At 55.2% G+C, this 16,380-nt stretch carries 13 protein-coding genes and 1 tRNA gene; 9 read left to right on the top strand and 5 right to left on the bottom strand.

The window, feature by feature from the left end:
- Positions 1–7: 7 nt before the first annotated feature.
- A complete protein-coding gene (locus ACZ5FM_RS13060) occupies positions 8–412 on the top strand; it encodes an acyl-CoA thioesterase (protein WP_464040466.1) in 405 nt (134 codons plus the stop codon).
- 181 nt (positions 413–593) lie between these two features.
- Here the strand turns inward: ACZ5FM_RS13060 and ACZ5FM_RS13055 are convergent.
- Together ACZ5FM_RS13055 and cpdR are read right to left on the bottom strand one after the other, a co-directional pair.
- Positions 594–668 (bottom strand) — tRNA-Val (locus ACZ5FM_RS13055).
- 82 nt (positions 669–750) lie between these two features.
- The gene (gene cpdR, locus ACZ5FM_RS13050) at positions 751–1,113 is read right to left on the bottom strand and encodes a cell cycle two-component system response regulator CpdR (protein WP_192488083.1); all 363 of its coding nucleotides are present in this window, start codon (positions 1,111–1,113) and stop codon (positions 751–753) included.
- Positions 1,114–1,296: 183 nt separating this feature from the next.
- On the opposite strand from cpdR, the gene ACZ5FM_RS13045 reads away from it, so the two are divergent.
- Together ACZ5FM_RS13045 and hisN are read left to right on the top strand one after the other, a co-directional pair.
- A complete protein-coding gene (locus tag ACZ5FM_RS13045) occupies positions 1,297–2,181 on the top strand; it encodes an N-formylglutamate amidohydrolase (protein ID WP_192488084.1) in 885 nt (294 codons plus the stop codon).
- A 403-nt stretch (positions 2,182–2,584) separates the two neighbouring features.
- A complete protein-coding gene (gene hisN / locus ACZ5FM_RS13040) occupies positions 2,585–3,361 on the top strand; it encodes a histidinol-phosphatase (RefSeq protein WP_312945766.1) in 777 nt (258 codons plus the stop codon).
- A 20-nt stretch (positions 3,362–3,381) separates the two neighbouring features.
- Here the strand turns inward: hisN and ACZ5FM_RS13035 are convergent, their stop codons facing one another.
- Positions 3,382–4,323, bottom strand: a complete 942-nt coding sequence (locus ACZ5FM_RS13035) for an alpha/beta fold hydrolase (protein ID WP_464038897.1) — start codon at positions 4,321–4,323, stop codon at positions 3,382–3,384.
- 349 nt (positions 4,324–4,672) lie between these two features.
- Between ACZ5FM_RS13035 and ACZ5FM_RS13030 the strand changes: the two genes are divergently transcribed.
- The 3 genes from ACZ5FM_RS13030 to ACZ5FM_RS13020 all read left to right on the top strand — a co-directional run bounded on the left by ACZ5FM_RS13030 (position 4,673) and on the right by ACZ5FM_RS13020 (position 6,483).
- On the top strand, positions 4,673–5,254 hold the full coding sequence (locus tag ACZ5FM_RS13030; RefSeq protein WP_464038896.1) for a cytochrome b: 582 nt from the start codon (positions 4,673–4,675) through the stop codon (positions 5,252–5,254).
- Positions 5,251–5,835, top strand: a complete 585-nt coding sequence (locus ACZ5FM_RS13025; protein WP_464038895.1) for a YceI family protein — start codon at positions 5,251–5,253, stop codon at positions 5,833–5,835. Before ACZ5FM_RS13030 ends, ACZ5FM_RS13025 begins: the two co-directional genes overlap by 4 nt.
- Before the next feature lie 165 nt (positions 5,836–6,000).
- On the top strand, positions 6,001–6,483 hold the full coding sequence (locus ACZ5FM_RS13020; RefSeq protein WP_464038894.1) for an Hsp20 family protein: 483 nt from the start codon (positions 6,001–6,003) through the stop codon (positions 6,481–6,483).
- A 35-nt stretch (positions 6,484–6,518) separates the two neighbouring features.
- Here the strand turns inward: ACZ5FM_RS13020 and ACZ5FM_RS13015 are convergent, their stop codons facing one another.
- Positions 6,519–7,523 (bottom strand): bile acid:sodium symporter family protein, encoded by a 1,005-nt coding sequence (locus ACZ5FM_RS13015; protein WP_259142895.1) that lies wholly within the window; start codon positions 7,521–7,523, stop codon positions 6,519–6,521.
- 89 nt (positions 7,524–7,612) lie between these two features.
- On the opposite strand from ACZ5FM_RS13015, the gene ACZ5FM_RS13010 reads away from it, so the two are divergent.
- Positions 7,613–8,473, top strand: a complete 861-nt coding sequence (locus ACZ5FM_RS13010) for a LysR family transcriptional regulator (RefSeq protein WP_464038893.1) — start codon at positions 7,613–7,615, stop codon at positions 8,471–8,473.
- A gap of 35 nt (positions 8,474–8,508) precedes the next feature.
- On the opposite strand, the gene ACZ5FM_RS13005 is transcribed toward ACZ5FM_RS13010, so the two are convergent.
- Entirely contained in the window at positions 8,509–9,564 is a 1,056-nt protein-coding gene (locus ACZ5FM_RS13005; protein ID WP_275641911.1) for a threonine aldolase family protein, read from the bottom strand.
- Positions 9,565–9,924: 360 nt separating this feature from the next.
- Here ACZ5FM_RS13005 and gltB point away from each other — a divergent pair, with 360 nt between their 5' ends.
- Entirely contained in the window at positions 9,925–14,670 is a 4,746-nt protein-coding gene (gltB, locus tag ACZ5FM_RS13000) for a glutamate synthase large subunit (RefSeq protein ID WP_250982222.1), read from the top strand.
- A gap of 181 nt (positions 14,671–14,851) precedes the next feature.
- Positions 14,852–16,309, top strand: a complete 1,458-nt coding sequence (locus ACZ5FM_RS12995; RefSeq protein ID WP_464038892.1) for a glutamate synthase subunit beta — start codon at positions 14,852–14,854, stop codon at positions 16,307–16,309.
- The last annotated feature ends 71 nt before the right edge of the window (positions 16,310–16,380 follow it).

Genomic DNA, 16,380 nt, shown 5'->3' with positions numbered 1-16,380 from the left:
GCATAAGATGGACGGTAATCCTCCTGACACAATGGAAATGACACTGCGCACACTCGCCATGCCGGCGGATGCCAATCCGGCCGGTGATATTTTCGGTGGCTGGGTCATGTCGCAAATGGACCTTGCGGCCTTTGTTCGTGCCAATGATGTGGCAGGCGGGCGCACCGTAACAGTTGCCGTGCACGAGATTGTTTTCAAGAAGCCGGTAAAGGTTGGCGATACGCTGTGTGTCTATACTGACATCGTGAAAGTTGGCCGTACATCGATCACACTCAAGATTGAGGCCTGGACACGCAGGCACTACCAGGATTCGCGTGAGAAGGTCACCGAAGCGGTTTTTGTGATGGTATCTGTCGATGACAATGGTAATCCGCGTCCGGTGCCATCGCGTCCGACTGAAGCATTAGCCTGATCGAATTGTGACAGCAAACCGAACCGGTGCCCGCTGCATTTTGTGGCGGGTGCATGGGCTTCGAAATGACGCTGTGTGGGAGGCCGGAAAGTGATGTCTCGACAGGTTCATCGAACCTAACTGCACAATGTAAAAAGGCCTCGCAGTGTTCTGCAAGGCCTTGATACTTAAGGAATTTGGATGGTGGGCGTGACAGGGATTGAACCTGTGACCCCTACGATGTCAACGTAGTGCTCTCCCGCTGAGCTACACGCCCATCCGATGTGGCGCATAGATCACAAAACCGATTGACGCGTCAACTGCTTTTTTGCGGTTTTGTGAAAGGTTTTTTGAAAGCCTTATGCCACAAGGAGTTTGTTGACTTCATCCACAAGGTCACGCAGGTGGAAAGGCTTGGAAAGCACCTTTGCATCCTTCGGAGCCTTCGAATCGGCGTTGAGCGCGACCGCTGCAAAACCGGTGATGAACATAACCTTGAGGTCTGGATCCAGCTCGGTGGCGCGGCGCGCCAGTTCGATGCCATCCATTTCCGGCATGACAATGTCGGTCAGCAGCAGAGAGAAGGGCTCTTCACGAAGCCGATCATATGCGCTTGCGCCGTTGTCAAAAGAAGATACCTGGTAGCCGGCTTTCTCAAGCGCTTTTACCAGAAAGCGGCGCATATCGTTGTCGTCTTCTGCGAGAAGAATTTTCTGACTCATGTAGGTGACCGTAACTGCCTGTGAAATTGAGAATACCGTATCCCAATTGTAGCCTGCTCTGGGTAAATATCCCGTGAATGGCGTTTGAGGAATCCGGTTATGGTTGCGCCAGTATGGACTTGTGGCCATGCAACTGGCAACATATGTTTATTGGCATATTTGTGACATGGTAAATATCATCGAATGGACTGGATAACGGGTGAATATGAGCTGTTCGAAGTCCGCGAGCCGGATACGCACAGAATCCCGTTCGTCTATAATTCACCTCATAGTGGACGTTGCTACCCTGTTTCATTTCTCGAATCGTCTCGCCTTGATTCGTCAGAAATCAGGCGATCTGAAGACCATTTCGTTGATGAGCTTTTTTCTGCAGCGCCTGAACTGGGTGCGCCTTTCCTGATTGCCAATTTTCCGCGCGCCTATCTGGATGTGAACCGCGAGCCATATGAACTGGATCCGCGCATGTTCGAGGGGGCGTTGCCGCCTTATGCGAATATCGGCTCCATGCGGGTCTCCGGTGGGCTGGGAACCGTGCCGCGCATTGTTGCGGAAAACATGGAGATCTATAACCACCGCATACCCGTTGAAGAGGGTTTGCTGCGGGTGGAGGGTATTTACAAGCCCTATCACACCTGCCTGCGCCGGCTGATTTCGCGCACGCATTCACAATTCGGCATGGCGGTGCTGATTGATTGCCATTCGATGCCCGGTAATATCCGGGTTGCCGGGTCCAATGTCCGACCTGATGTGATTATCGGTGATCGCTATGGCACCAGCGCTTCTCCCGAAATATCACGTGCTGCATTGCATTTCCTGGAAGAACTCGGATTTGTTGCCGTATGCAACAAGCCATATGCTGGCGGTTTTATTACCGAACATTACGGGCGGCCCGTGCGTTCTCTGCATGCCTTGCAGATTGAAATAAACCGCGCGCTATACGTGGATGAAAAGACGCTTCTCAAAAGAAGTGATTTTGCAGCACTTTCTGCGGTGCTTGCAGTGTTCATGCGCCAAATGGGTGATTTCGTCACTGAGTTCTGTGGCGACTCGGCTCTGGCTGCCGAATAATTCTCTTTAATCTCTTCTGTTTGATGGCTTATTGCTCTTTTACGGGCAAAAAAAACCGCGCTCGTGGCGCGGCTGAGTCTAGGGAGGAAACACCCAAGGAGGGTATTTACAGTCAAAGACTGTATGGAAAAGATACGCCAGAATGCACAATTGTCAATCATTTTTATTTTTGCTTAATAAATGTGCTATTTGCTTAGCCGTAGGCAGAAGATGCGCTTTTACGATGTAAAATGATGCAATTTTTACCTGTGATGTGCTGGTTTTGCATTGCCGGGCTCTATTGATGGAGGGGCCGCTAAGCGCTCACCAAGATGATTTTTCCGAAAAAACTACAAAATCTGTTCCTCTTTTCCGGCAGTGCTCTTACAAGGCTGAAGCTATTGTTTTGCCAAGTGGAGATGTCATGCTGCCGGATCGGGATTTTTTCTTTTCTCTCGCGGATGCTGCCAAAGCAGAGACGTTGCCGCGCTTTCGTACCGGCATCGATGTCACCAACAAGCAGGACGGTGGTTACGATCCGGTCACCGAGGGTGATCAGGCGGCCGAACAGGCGATCCGAGCGCTTATCGGCAAGGCCTATCCGGACCACGGTATTCTCGGCGAAGAACATGGCAGCGTCGGTCTGGACCGGGAAAATGTCTGGGTGATTGATCCGATTGACGGTACGCGCGCCTTCATTTCCGGCGTTCCGGTCTGGGGTACCTTGATTGGTCTGCAGAGCAACGGTCGCTCTGTCATGGGTGTCATGGATCAGCCTTTTACCGGCGAACGTTATTTCGCCGATGGCAAGGCCTCCTGGTACAGCGGCCCTGATGGTACCCGTCAGATCAAGACCCGTGATTGCAAAGACATTTCCGCCGCGACATTGTTCACGACATCCCCGCATATTTTCGATGCCGAGGAAGCGCCGCGTTACAACAGGGTGCAGGATAAGGTGCGTCTGTTCCGCTACGGCGTTGATTGTTATGCCTATGCGTTGCTCGCAGCCGGCCATATCGATCTGGTGATTGAAAGCTCGCTCAAGCCCTATGATGTCGGCGCGCTTATTCCAATCATCGAGCAGGCTGGTGGCGTGATAACGACCTGGGATGGCGGCAGGCCAGAGGCGGCGGGTCGGATCATCGCGGCAGGCAGCAAAGCTGTTCATGCGCAGGCATTGGAGATCCTGTCCGGCCTTTGAGCGGCCGATACGCCCCGGGGTTACTCTTCCGGTGAGAAGAATGCCTCTATGGCCGCAAGCGCCTGACTTCTGAAGATATCGCGCTCGTGCAGCAATTCGTGCCGGGCGCCGGTCACAGGGATGAGTTGCGCTGCACGGAAATTGCGTGACAGTTCTTCCTGTGCACCATAGGGCGTGATCGGGTCCAGAACCGGCGCCAGCAGCAAGGTTGGCACGTGAATATGAGTCAGGTGTTCCTGCTTTGTAACGCGACTTGCCGCTTTCATGGTCTCATAAACCCAGCGAGCGGTTGGCGAACCAACGAACAATTCCGGCATTTTCTGCATCAGGGTCAGATTGCGGGCAAAACGCAGTTCATCTGATGTCAGCGGATTGCCAATGAAGTTGCGCTCCCGTTGGTCCTTGCCCAGCCTCATCCGTCCAAGGCCGATCAGGCTCAAGGTCGCTGCGATTGTAAAAACGGCAGGGCTTGGCATGGATTGCCCGGATAGCTGGATGAACGGCGAACACAAGGCCATACGCTCGATGCGGTTCGACAGGTTGGGTGCCATGGACAAGGCAATCAGCGCACCGGTGGAATGTGCAACCATATAAAATGGCAGGCGCGTATCGGGCAGCACGATCTGTTCCATGAACAGCGAGACGTCCTGCTCATAATCCCGGAACCGATGGACGTGCCCAGCGTCGGGATTTTTGATCAGTCGATCCGATCCGCCCTGACCGCGCATGTCAAACGTCGCGACCCAGAAACCCATCGTCGTCAGGTTGATGATGGTCTCGTAATATTTTTCGATGCACTCGTTTCTGCCGTGCAGCAGAACGATGGTCCCCTTGGCAACCGATTGTTCGCAGCGAAAAACCGCGTAGCGCAGTTTTTTGTTACGGTGTCCGGTGAAATATCCGGCCGTGTAATTCTCGGGCAGCGGATTGCCGGGTGTGGCGTGTAAAATAACGTCGTCCATTACCTTTTCCGGCCGATTCCCTGGTGGATAATAATGGGATAGGTCGAGTGGGTTATCTCGTCAAAGAAAAAATGCCGGAACCGTCGGTTGTGCGCAGTCACGGTCCCGGCCAACAGGACTGAAGAAGAAGGGACGTTGTACTCTTCAGTCAGCGGAGTTGCCCCCGATGGCTGTTTTCTAAAGGCTGAAATATGAACCGATTTGGAACTGGCTGTTCATTTTAAGTTCAGTTTCAAAGCGGGTTGCAGAGCACCTTTCTGGAGCGCCAAAAATCGCGACAACGTGATGTTTTCGCCGCTTGCCTAAACTCTGGCAAAGGAGGATTTTGGTACCAGCCGGGAGGATCCAGATGTTGCGTGGTTCCGGGAATGCCTATGGATTTTTTGCTATCCTGCTGCATTGGTTGATCGCACTGTTGATCCTTGCATTGCTGGCCCTTGGCTACTTCATGACCAGGCCTGATATTGATCCGGCGTTGCAGTTTTCGCTTTTCCAGTGGCACAAATCTTTCGGCATGCTGGTGTTGGCACTTGCCTTTATTCGGGCGGTGCAATGGTGCATGTCGGTGAAAGTTGCGCCGGTTGCTAGCCTGTCTTCGCTTGAGCGGCTGCTGTCATCCACCACACATAAATTGCTTCTGGTGCTTGGCGTGCTTGTGCCGCTTGCGGGATGGGTCATTGCGTCCGTGTCGCCGCTTGGAATTCCAACATTTATGTTTAATCTCTTTGTGGTGCCGCATCTGCCGCTTGCGCAGTCGGAAGGTGCAGAAACCCTGTGGTCAGAGGTTCATGCAACGCTGGCCTACACGCTGTTGTGTCTTGTCGTGCTTCATGCGCTGGCCGCACTTTATCACCACCTCTGGCGTCGTGATGATGTGTTGATGCGCATGCTGGGGCGCCGTCGTTCACCGCCTAGGGAGAAACGCTCATGAGCAGGTCTGGACTTTTATTCGCATCGGCTTTGTTGCTCGCCAGCACAATTGGTCAGGTCTGGGCGGCAAATACTCCAGAGTTGAGCGAGGTTGCCGGCAAGTACACTGTAACTCCGTCCTCGCGTATTGCCTTTTCGGTGGCGCAGGTTGGCGGTGGCGGCATCAAGGGTGTATTTGGCAAATTCTCCGGTTCCTTCACACTTGAGGCGGGCGATCTGCAACATTCGACGGTGTCTTTCACGCTGGTGCCAGACAGTGTGGTGGCGGGAGAAAAGCGTATTGATACGTTCCTGAAATCAACGGCCGTGTTCGATGCGGCGAATTTCAATGCCATCACCTTTCGCTCCAGCGCTATCAAGCAGACGGGGCCGGACACGGCAACGGTAACCGGTCAGCTCTCCGCGAAGGGTCACCAGCGTAGCGAAAGTTTCAATGTCAAATTGACCCGCTGGAACGGCAAGTCGATTGCTTTTGATGTGAGCGGGGACGTTTTTCGGTCGCGTTATGACATGGATGTCGGGACACCGATTTATTCCAATGTCGTGCATTTCGATATGTCTGTTGAAGGTGAACGACGATAGGTCACCAAGCGACAATCTTCACTTTATCGTTGCCTCTTGAAGTGCGGCAAAACTGTTCCCATCTGTTTGTCACGGTCGCCAGAACGGGGCCGTGACCCGGCTTCCTCATCGCCAATACGGGATGAAAGCCTTAACCGCAAACAGTCGCTTCTCAAGGAGGACACCATGCGTCATTTGGATTTTTCGCCACTCTACCGCTCCACTGTCGGTTTTGACCGCCTCTTCAATCTGCTTGATAATGTTGGGCAGCCGGAACAGGCGCAGAGCTATCCGCCTTACAACATCGAACGCACTGGCGATAACACCTATCGTATAACGATGGCTGTTGCCGGCTTTGATGAAAACGAGCTGAGCATTGAGGCGCGTGCCCATGTGCTGACCGTCAAGGCTGAGAAGTCGGAGCAGGAAAAGGCGAATGAAGGCGAGTTCCTGTATCGTGGCATTGCCAAGCGCGCCTTTGAGCGTCGCTTCCAGTTGGCCGATTATGTGGAAGTGCAATCTGCTTCGTTGAAGAACGGCCTGCTTCACATCGACCTCCTACGTAACCTTCCAGAAACAATGAAACCGCGTCGGATCGCGATCGTTTCGGATGCTGCTGAAGGTGCAAAGACCATCGAGGCGCAGATTACGCCAACCCAGGTCAACTAAGCTTCATCATGCACGTATAATATTCAGGACGGCCCTCACGTGAGGGCCGTTTTTGCATTTGCGGGTTCAGCTTGTGCAGCCTTTGCCGCTCTTGCATAACGCTGCGCAATCACTGCGCAGGCCATCAGCTGGATCTGGTGGAACAGCATGATCGGCAGAACGATGGCGCCGATGCTTTGGCCGGCAAAGATCGCGCCTGCCATTGGCACACCGCTTGCCAGGCTCTTTTTCGATCCGCAGAAAGTGATGGTGATTTCGTCCTGTTTGTTGAAGCCCAGCAGGCGGCTTCCAAACATGGTCACGCACAATATGACGGCCAGCAGGACAATGTTGATGGCAACGACGACGCCGATGTCACGCAATGTGAACTGCTGCCAGATGCCTTCGATGACCGCTTCACTGAAGGCGAGATAAACCACCATCAGAATAGAGCCGCGATCAACAGGCGCAAGCAGCTTCTTGCGCGACCGGATCCAGTCGCCGATCCACGGCTGCAGGGCCTGACCTGCTATGAAAGGCAAAAGCAGTTGAAGGAAGATTTGCCCGAACGCATCAAGCGAAAAGCCGCCACCATGACCACCGACCGTAAACAGCAGGCCGACCAAGAGTGGTGTCAGAAACATACCGAAAATGTTGGATGCTGATGCTGAGCAGATGGCTGCCGGAACATTGCCGCCTGCCATGGATGTAAAGGCAATGGAGGACTGCACGGTAGACGGCAGAACGCATAGAAACAGCACGCCCATATAAAGCGGCGCTGGCAAGATGCTTTCGGGAATATAGCCAAGCCCTACGCCAATCAGCGGGAAAAGCCCGAAGGTTACCAGAAGAATGGCGAGATGCAGGCGCCAATGCAGAATACCGGCAATCACCACATCGCGTGCCAATCGCGCGCCGTGCAGGAAAAACAGCAGTGCAATTGCCAGCTTGGTCGCCAGGCCGAAATATTCAGCGGGCTCGCCGCTGATCGGCAAGAGGCTGGCCAAAATGACGGTGCAGATCAGCATCAGAGTGAAGCGGTCAGGCAGAAATCGGCTCATGGTCTTTGTCTCTTAGGGAATTCAATTTACATATCGCTTATCGTGAAGCAGGATGCAAAGACTAACAGTTATTGTGATTTGTGATAACGATGCTCAATCTTCATCATCTCGCCAGTTTTGTAACGCTGGAGCAGACCGGAAGTTTCACGCTGGCTGGCGAGCAGCTTGGTATCGGTCAATCAACCGTCAGTCAGCATATTCAACGGCTTGAGACCTTTCTTGGCCAACGGCTCATTGAGCGCAATACCCATCAGGTTCGGTTAACGGCAGAAGGCGAAGCGCTGCTCGGTTATGCACGCTCCATGCTGGATATTAATGGCAAGGTTTCGTCGCTTTTTACCGCAAATCGGCTGCGGGGGCGGTTGCGGCTTGGTGTTTCCGAGGATTTTGTTGCCAACCGCCTGACGGTTATTCTGGAAGACTTCATCCGGCTCTACCCGCTGGTCGACCTTGAGTTGACGGTTGCCTTGAGTGGCGTGCTCTACCAGATGCAGGATAATGGTGATCTGGATGTCGTGTTGGCCAAGCGCCGGCTGGGCGATCGACTTGGACGTTTCCTCTATCGCGAACCGCTGGTGTGGCTGGCACGTGATCCGGAAATTCTCAAAGCCCATGACGGTGTTGTGCCGCTTATTGCCTTTCCGCAGCCGAGCATAACGCGGAAGGTGGCGCAGGAAGCACTGGATCGCAAAGGCATTGCCTGGCGGATTGTGTGTACCTGCGGCAGTTTGAGTGGGTTGGTCGCGGCGGCCCAAGCCGGCATGGGTGTGCTGGTGCAGCCACGCAGCATGACGCCTGCGGCCTTGCGTGAAATCACTCAGGGCAGTCTGCCCGCGCTGGAAGATGTGGAGTTTGTGCTGGTGCCGCGAAAGGGTGCCAACCCGGAGCTTGTCGAGGCACTGGCTGCACGTGTTGTTGCCAAGGTAGCGATTGCACCCCATACGCCCTAAGCGAATGGGGTGATGTTTGTCGGGGCCCGTGATAATCAGGCGGCGCCGCAAATCGCTAGGAAGCTGTCGACATCGGTTTCGCTGGTTGCAAAGCTGGTGACGAGGCGGATCAGCGTTTCGTTTTCCTGTACTGGCTCGGCCATGTCATGCGGGACAGCCCAGTCATAAAAATGCGCACCTTGTTGTTTCGCGGCAAGCGCGGTTTCCTTTTGCAGGACCACAAACAGCTCGTTCGACTGTGTAGACCATGCAAGGCGGGCGCTGTTGGAAGCTTCGATGCCTGTGCGCAAGCGGTTTGCCATGGCATTCGCGTGACCGGCCAGTGCCAGCCAAAGGCCGTCATTAAAATAGGCTTCGAATTGTGCGGCGATGAAACGGGTTTTCGAGAACAGCTGTGCCGAACGCTTGCGCATGAACGGCAGGTCCTTTGCCATTTTCGGATCCATATAAACGATGGCTTCCGCACACCAGCATCCGTTTTTGGTGGCGCCGAACGACAGGATGTCAACGCCGCGCTTCCAGGTCATTTCTGCCGGGTTGGTGCCGAGCGTCATGAGCGCATTGGCAAAACGTGCGCCATCCATATGCAGCGGCAGGTTATGCTGCTTGGCAATCGCCGAAATAGCATCGATTTCATCCAGCGAATAAACCGTTCCAACCTCGGTTGCTTGGGTGACGGTCACAGCCATTGGCTGGCCCTGATGGATGGAGCCGGGTGGGAAGCGGCGAATGGCGGCGCTCAGATTCTCTGGCAGCATTTTGCCAGCCGGACCAGCAACCGGCATCAAGCGCGAGGCATTGGAGAAATAGACCGGCGCGCCACATTCGTCTTCGATGACATGGGCTTCGGAGTGACAGAAAGCGATGCCGCCGGGGCGGGCAACGCTGGCCAGTGCCAGAGAATTGGCGGCCGTTCCGGTGCCAACAAAAAATACGGCAACTTCCCGTTCAAATATTTCGTTGAACTTTTGCTCAATGGCTTTGTCGAGCTCGCTGGTGCCGTAAGCGGCCGCAAAGCGGGTCGATTCTTTCATGAGCCGTTCGTTGATGGCGGGGTGAGCGCCGGCCCAGTTATCGGAAGCAAAAAACATGTATCTACGCTTTCAGATGAGATGATGCGGATTGCAGCCAGAAGAAATGATCTGTGTGAATCTTTTATGGCGTTGGGGCGATGTTGGCAAATCGGGCAATGAAAGCAACGCACAAGCGCTGTATGGCGTAACAAAATTTCGCGCTCTCGCATGTTGTCGTAATTTCACTGCGAAACTCATGTTTATATTTTGTTAGCACGCACTTGCGAACGGCGGGGGTTTCTGTCAAAATTACCGAGAATTGAGACAGTCTTGCTGTCCTAAATTGAATAAGCCGGTTGTGAGGTTCCTTAAAAAAGGGGGCTTCGTCAATCCGGCTTTTACCGCCGTTTTATGCAATGTTTTGCAGGAGGGACCAAAATGACCAACAAGCCGGAAAGCGAATTTGCTGCCGCAAGCATGACGACTGACTGTCCCACCGCGGCCGGGGCCGCGTCCGTCGTCGCTCAGAAGAGCTTTGCACGTGGTATTCCCGAGCGTCAGGGTCTTTACGATCCACGCAATGAACATGATGCCTGCGGCGTCGGCTTCGTCGCGCATATGAAGGGCCAGAAGTCTCACCAGATCGTCAAGGATGGCTTGTTCATTCTTGAAAACCTGACCCACCGCGGTGCGGTTGGTGCAGACCCGCTGATGGGCGATGGCGCTGGCATTCTGGTGCAGATCCCGGACCGCTTTTTCCGTGAGGAAATGGCAAAGCAGGGCATTACACTGCCGAAGGCTGGCGAATATGCGGTTGGCCACATCTTCATGCCGACCGATGCCGAGCGTATCGAACACTACAAGAAGGTCATCATCGACGTCATCGGTGAAGAGGGCCAGCAATTCCTCGGTTTCCGTGACGTGCCTGTCGACAATGCTTCGTTGTCCAAGGCTGCGGATATTGCGGCGACCGAACCACATCACGTGCAGGTTTTCATCGGTGCAGGGCGCGACGCCGCGACCAATGCCGAGTTCGAGCGCCAGCTGTTCCTGATCCGCAAGGTTATTTCCAACCGCATCTATGACGAGCGTGGCGGCAAGGAAGCGCAGGATTTCTATCCTGTATCGCTGTCGTCCTCGACCATCGTCTACAAGGGCATGTTCCTCGCCTACCAGGTTGGTGCCTATTACAAGGATCTGTCGGATCCGCGCTTTGAATCGGCCGTGGCGCTTGTTCACCAGCGTTTTTCGACCAACACCTTCCCGTCTTGGAAGCTGGCGCACCCGTACCGAATGGTGGCGCATAACGGCGAAATCAACACGCTGCGTGGCAACGTCAACTGGATGGCTGCACGTCAGGCATCGGTTTCGTCCGAGTTGTTTGGCGAGCACATTTCCAAGCTGTGGCCGATTTCCTATGAAGGCCAGTCGGATACCGCCTGCTTCGACAACGCGCTGGAATTCCTGGTGCGCGGCGGTTATTCCATGGCGCATGCCGTGATGATGCTGATCCCGGAGGCCTGGGCTGGTAACCAGTCCATGTCACCTGAGCGTAAGGCATTCTACGAATATCACGCTGCCCTGATGGAGCCATGGGATGGCCCGGCTGCCGTTGCCTTTACCGATGGCAAGCAGATAGGTGCAACGCTTGACCGTAACGGTCTGCGGCCAGCCCGTTATCTGGTCACTGATGATGATCGTATTATCATGGCATCAGAAGCTGGGACGCTGCCGGTTCCGGAAGAGCGTATCGTCAAGAAGTGGCGTTTGCAGCCTGGCAAGATGCTGCTGATCGATATGGAAAAGGGCCGCATCATTTCCGACGAGGAAGTGAAGCACGAGCTTGCTGCAAAACATCCATACCGCACATGGCTGGATCGCACCCAGCTGATCCTTGAAGATTTGAAGCCGGTGGAGCCACGTGCGCTGCGTCGCGACGTGTCGCTGCTCGATCGCCAGCAAGCCTTTGGTTACACCATTGAAGACACCAAGCTATTGATGTCGCCAATGGCAACGACGGGTCAGGAAGCTGTCGGTTCGATGGGCACGGACACGCCGATCTCTGCGATGTCGGAAAAGTCCAAACTGCTTTACACCTATTTCAAGCAAAACTTTGCGCAGGTTACCAACCCGCCGATCGACCCGATCCGCGAAGAGCTGGTGATGAGCCTTGTGTCCTTCATTGGTCCACGCCCGAACATTCTTGACCATGCCGGCGCTGCCCGCGCCAAGCGTCTGGAAGTGCGCCAGCCGATCCTGACCAATGGCGATCTGGAAAAGATCCGCTCGATTGGCCACACGGAAGACCGTTTCGACACCAAGACACTCGACTTCACCTATGATGTGGAGCGTGGTGCCGAAGGCATGCCGGACATGCTTGACCGTCTGTGCGAACGTGCAGAATCTGCCGTGCGTGGCGGTTACAACATCATCGTTCTGTCAGACCGTCAGCTCGGACCGGACCGTGTTGCCATTCCAGCGCTGCTCGCGACCGCTGCCGTACACCATCACCTGATCCGCAAGGGTCTGCGCACCTCGGTTGGCCTTGTGGTTGAAACCGGTGAGCCGCGTGAAATTCACCACTTCTGCCTTCTGGCCGGTTACGGCGCGGAAGCCATCAACCCGTACCTCGCCTTCGATACGCTGCTGGACATGCACAAGCACGGCGCGTTCCCGAAGGAAGTGTCTGATGATGAAGTGGTTTATCGCTACATCAAGGCTGTTGGTAAGGGCATTCTCAAGGTCATGTCCAAAATGGGCATTTCCACCTACCAGTCCTATTGCGGCGCGCAGATTTTCGATGCCATCGGCCTGTCGTCCGAGTTCATCGAGCAATATTTCTTCGGCACGGCCACGACTATCGAAGGTGTTGGCCTGACGGAAATTGCGCAGGAAACCGTTTCGCGCCACGCAGCGGCTTTTGGCAAGGACCCGATCCTTGCCAACACGCTCGATATCGGTGGCGAATATGCCTTCCGTATGCGTGGTGAAAGCCATGCCTGGAGCCCGGATGCGGTTGCGACCCTGCAGCACGCGGTTCGTGGCAACAGCCAGGATCGTTACCGCGAATTTGCCGAGATGGTAAATGACACGGCGCTGCGCATGAACACCATTCGTGGTCTGTTCAAGGTCAAGACTGCCGAGGCTCTGGGCCGCAAGCCGATCTCGGTTGACGAGGTTGAGCCTGCCGTCGAAATCGTCAAGCGTTTCTCGACGGGTGCGATGTCCTTCGGTTCGATCAGCCGTGAAGCACATACCACGCTTGCCATTGCCATGAACAAGATCGGCGGCAAGTCGAACACCGGTGAGGGTGGTGAAGAGGCGGATCGTTACACGCCGCTGCTCAACGGCCAGCCAAACCCGGAACGTTCTGCCATCAAGCAGATCGCCTCAGGTCGTTTTGGCGTGACGACGGAATATCTCGTCAATGCTGACATGCTGCAAATCAAGGTCGCACAGGGTGCAAAGCCCGGCGAAGGCGGTCAGTTGCCAGGTCACAAGGTCGACGCAACGGTCGCCAAGACCCGTCACTCCACACCGGGCGTTGGTCTGATTTCGCCGCCGCCGCACCATGACATTTATTCGATCGAAGATTTGGCGCAGCTGATCTATGACCTGAAGAACGTCAATCCGGAAGCCGATGTTTCCGTCAAGTTGGTGTCTGAAGTGGGTGTTGGAACGGTTGCTGCCGGTGTCGCCAAGGCCCGTGCCGACCATATCACTGTTTCCGGCTTTGACGGTGGTACCGGTGCATCGCCGCTGACCTCGCTCAAGCACGCCGGTTCGCCATGGGAAATCGGCCTTGCCGAAACCCAGCAGACGCTGGTGCTGAACGGTCTGCGTTCGCGTATCGCCCTGCAGGTGGATGGTGGTCTGAAGACCGGCCGCGACGTCATCATCGGCGCGCTGCTGGGTGCAGACGAGTTCGGTTTTGCAACGGCGCCGCTGATTGCAGCTGGCTGCATCATGATGCGCAAGTGCCATCTCAATACCTGCCCGGTCGGCGTTGCAACGCAGGATCCTGTTCTGCGCAAGCGCTTCAAGGGTTCGCCGGAACACGTCATCAACTACTTCTTCTTCGTAGCTGAAGAAGTGCGCGAAATTCTCGCTTCGCTCGGCGTTGCCAAGCTGGATGAGATCATCGGCGCTTCCGAAATGCTCGAAAAGGATGAGATGCTGGCACACTGGAAGGCCAAGGGTCTCGATTTCAGCCGTATCTTCCACAAGGTCGATGCACCGAAAGCGGAGACATTCTGGACAGCACGCCAGCACCACCCGATTGACGACATTCTCGACCGCAAGCTGATCGAGAAGTCTGCCCCGTCGCTGGAAAACCGCGAGCCGGTTGTCTTTGAAGTGCCGATCAAGAACGTTGACCGTTCTGCCGGCGCCATGCTGTCGGGCGCGCTTGCCAAGCGTTGGGGTCACAAGGGTCTCAAGGACGATACCATCCACGTCACCCTCAAGGGGACGGCTGGCCAGTCCTTCGGTGCCTTCCTTGCACGCGGCATCACTTTTGATCTGGTGGGTGATGGTAACGACTATGTCGGCAAGGGCCTGTCGGGTGGACGCATCATCGTTCGTCCGCCGGAAAATGCCCGTATCGTTGCGGAAAACTCCATCATCGTCGGTAACACCGTTCTCTATGGTGCGATCACCGGCGAGTGTTATTTCCGCGGTGTAGCCGGTGAGCGTTTCGCTGTTCGAAACTCCGGTGCAGTCGCCGTTGTCGAGGGCGTGGGTGACCATGGCTGCGAATACATGACCGGTGGTATCGTTGTTGTGCTCGGTGAAACCGGCCGCAACTTTGCAGCCGGCATGTCGGGCGGTGTCGCTTACGTGCTGGATGAGACCGGTGACTTTGCAACCCGCTGCAACATGGCGATGGTTGAGTTGGAGCCTGTTCCGGAAGAAGACGACATGCTGGAAAAGCTGCATCACCACGGCGGCGACCTCATGCACAAGGGACGTGTGGACGTTTCCGAGGACATGACACGTCACGACGAGGAGCGTCTTTACCAGCTGATCTCGAACCACTTCCACTACACCAACTCGGCTCGTGCCAAGGACATTCTTGACCGCTGGACCGAGTTCCGTCCGAAGTTCCGCAAGGTCATGCCGGTTGAATACCGTCGTGCGCTTGAGGACATGGAACGGATGCGGCTAGGCGTGGCGGCGGAGTAATCCGCCGCGTGAAGACATTACACCGACTGGTTTCGCTAATCGTTGCAGTTGCCGCACCCGCGGCAACCTATCTTGCAAGTGGCGAAGTCAGATTTGAGTTTATCATACTGGGAGCGGTCATTGGTTTCGCTTACTGGTATTGGGGCCCGACAGGCGCCCTGCTTTGATGTGAGGATATAAAGTGGGTAAGGTTACAGGCTTTCTGGAAATCGACCGTCAGGTGGGCAAGTATCAGCCTGCGTCGGATCGTATTCGCCATTTCCGTGAATTCACCATTCCAATGTCGGATGCCGAAGTGCAGAAGCAGGCGGCACGCTGCATGGACTGTGGTATTCCCTACTGTCATGGCCCGACGGGCTGCCCAGTACACAACCAGATCCCAGACTGGAATGATCTGGTCTATAATGGCGGTTGGGAACAGGCGATCCGTAACCTGCACTCCACCAACAACTTCCCGGAATTCACTGGTCGCGTCTGTCCCGCGCCTTGTGAGGAGGCGTGCACACTGAACCTTGAAGACACACCGGTTGCGATCAAGACCGTTGAACAGGCGATTGCCGACAAGGCCTATGAGCTTGGCTTCATCGTGCCAAAGCCTGCGACCGTTCACACCGGCAAGAAAGTTGCGATTATCGGTTCCGGCCCATCCGGTCTGGCCGCTGCCCAGCAGCTCGGCCGCGCTGGCCACGAAGTTCACGTTTACGAGCGTGAATCCAAGGCTGGTGGTCTGCTGCGCTACGGTATTCCTGACTTCAAGATGGAGAAGAACTTCATCGATCGTCGCGTTGAGCAGATCAAGGGTGAGGGCGTGACCTTCCATTACGGCGTCAACATCGGTGTTGATCTGACCGTTGAAAAGCTGATCGCTGATCATGACGCGGTTCTGTATTGCGGTGGCTCCGAAACCCCACGTCCGGCCGGTATTGGCGGTACGGATTTCCATGGCGTTCATGATGCTATGCCTTATCTGGTGCAGCAGAACCGTCGTGTCGGCCGTGAAAACATCGATAGCGTTGGCTGGCCTTCCGACCCGATCCTGGCCGGCGGCAAGCATGTCGTTGTTGTTGGTGGTGGCGATACGGCGTCTGACTGCGTTGGCACTGCATTCCGTCAGGGTGCTGTGAAGGTAACGCAGCTCGACATTCGTCCGATGCCGCCTGAAAAGGAAGATAAGCTCGCTGTTTGGCCATACTGGGCAACAAAGATGCGCACATCGTCTTCGCAGGCTGAAGGTGCTGTGCGTGAGTTCCAGGTTGCAACCCTAGAATTTGTCGGTGACGAAGATGGTGTTCTGACGGGCGTGAAATGCTGCCAGGTTGATGACAAGCGCAAGCCGATTGCGGGCACCGAATTCATCATCAAGGCCGATTTGGCATTCATCGCCATCGGTTTCTCCGGTCCGTTCACCGACAGCGTTCTGAAGGAAATGGACGGCAAGCTGACGCTCAACACTGATCGCCGTGGTTCGACCAACGTTGTTGCCAATGAAACAGACTACAAGACCTCGGTCGAGAAGCTGTGGGCGGCCGGTGACGTACGCCGTGGCCAGTCACTGGTTGTATGGGCGATCCGTGAGGGTCGTCAGGCAGCACATGCGATTGACGAAGCGTTGATGGGATCGACGGTTCTGCCGCGCTAAAAACATTAAAAAAAGGCGGCCATTCGGCCGCCTTTTGTTTGAGGAAATGATCCCCGAATCAACACGGGGAT

The sequence above is a fragment of the Agrobacterium sp. 5Ca50 genome, assembly GCF_055381905.1.
Note: the sequence above shows the minus strand (reverse complement) of the source record. Positions and strands in the feature narration are given on the sequence as shown.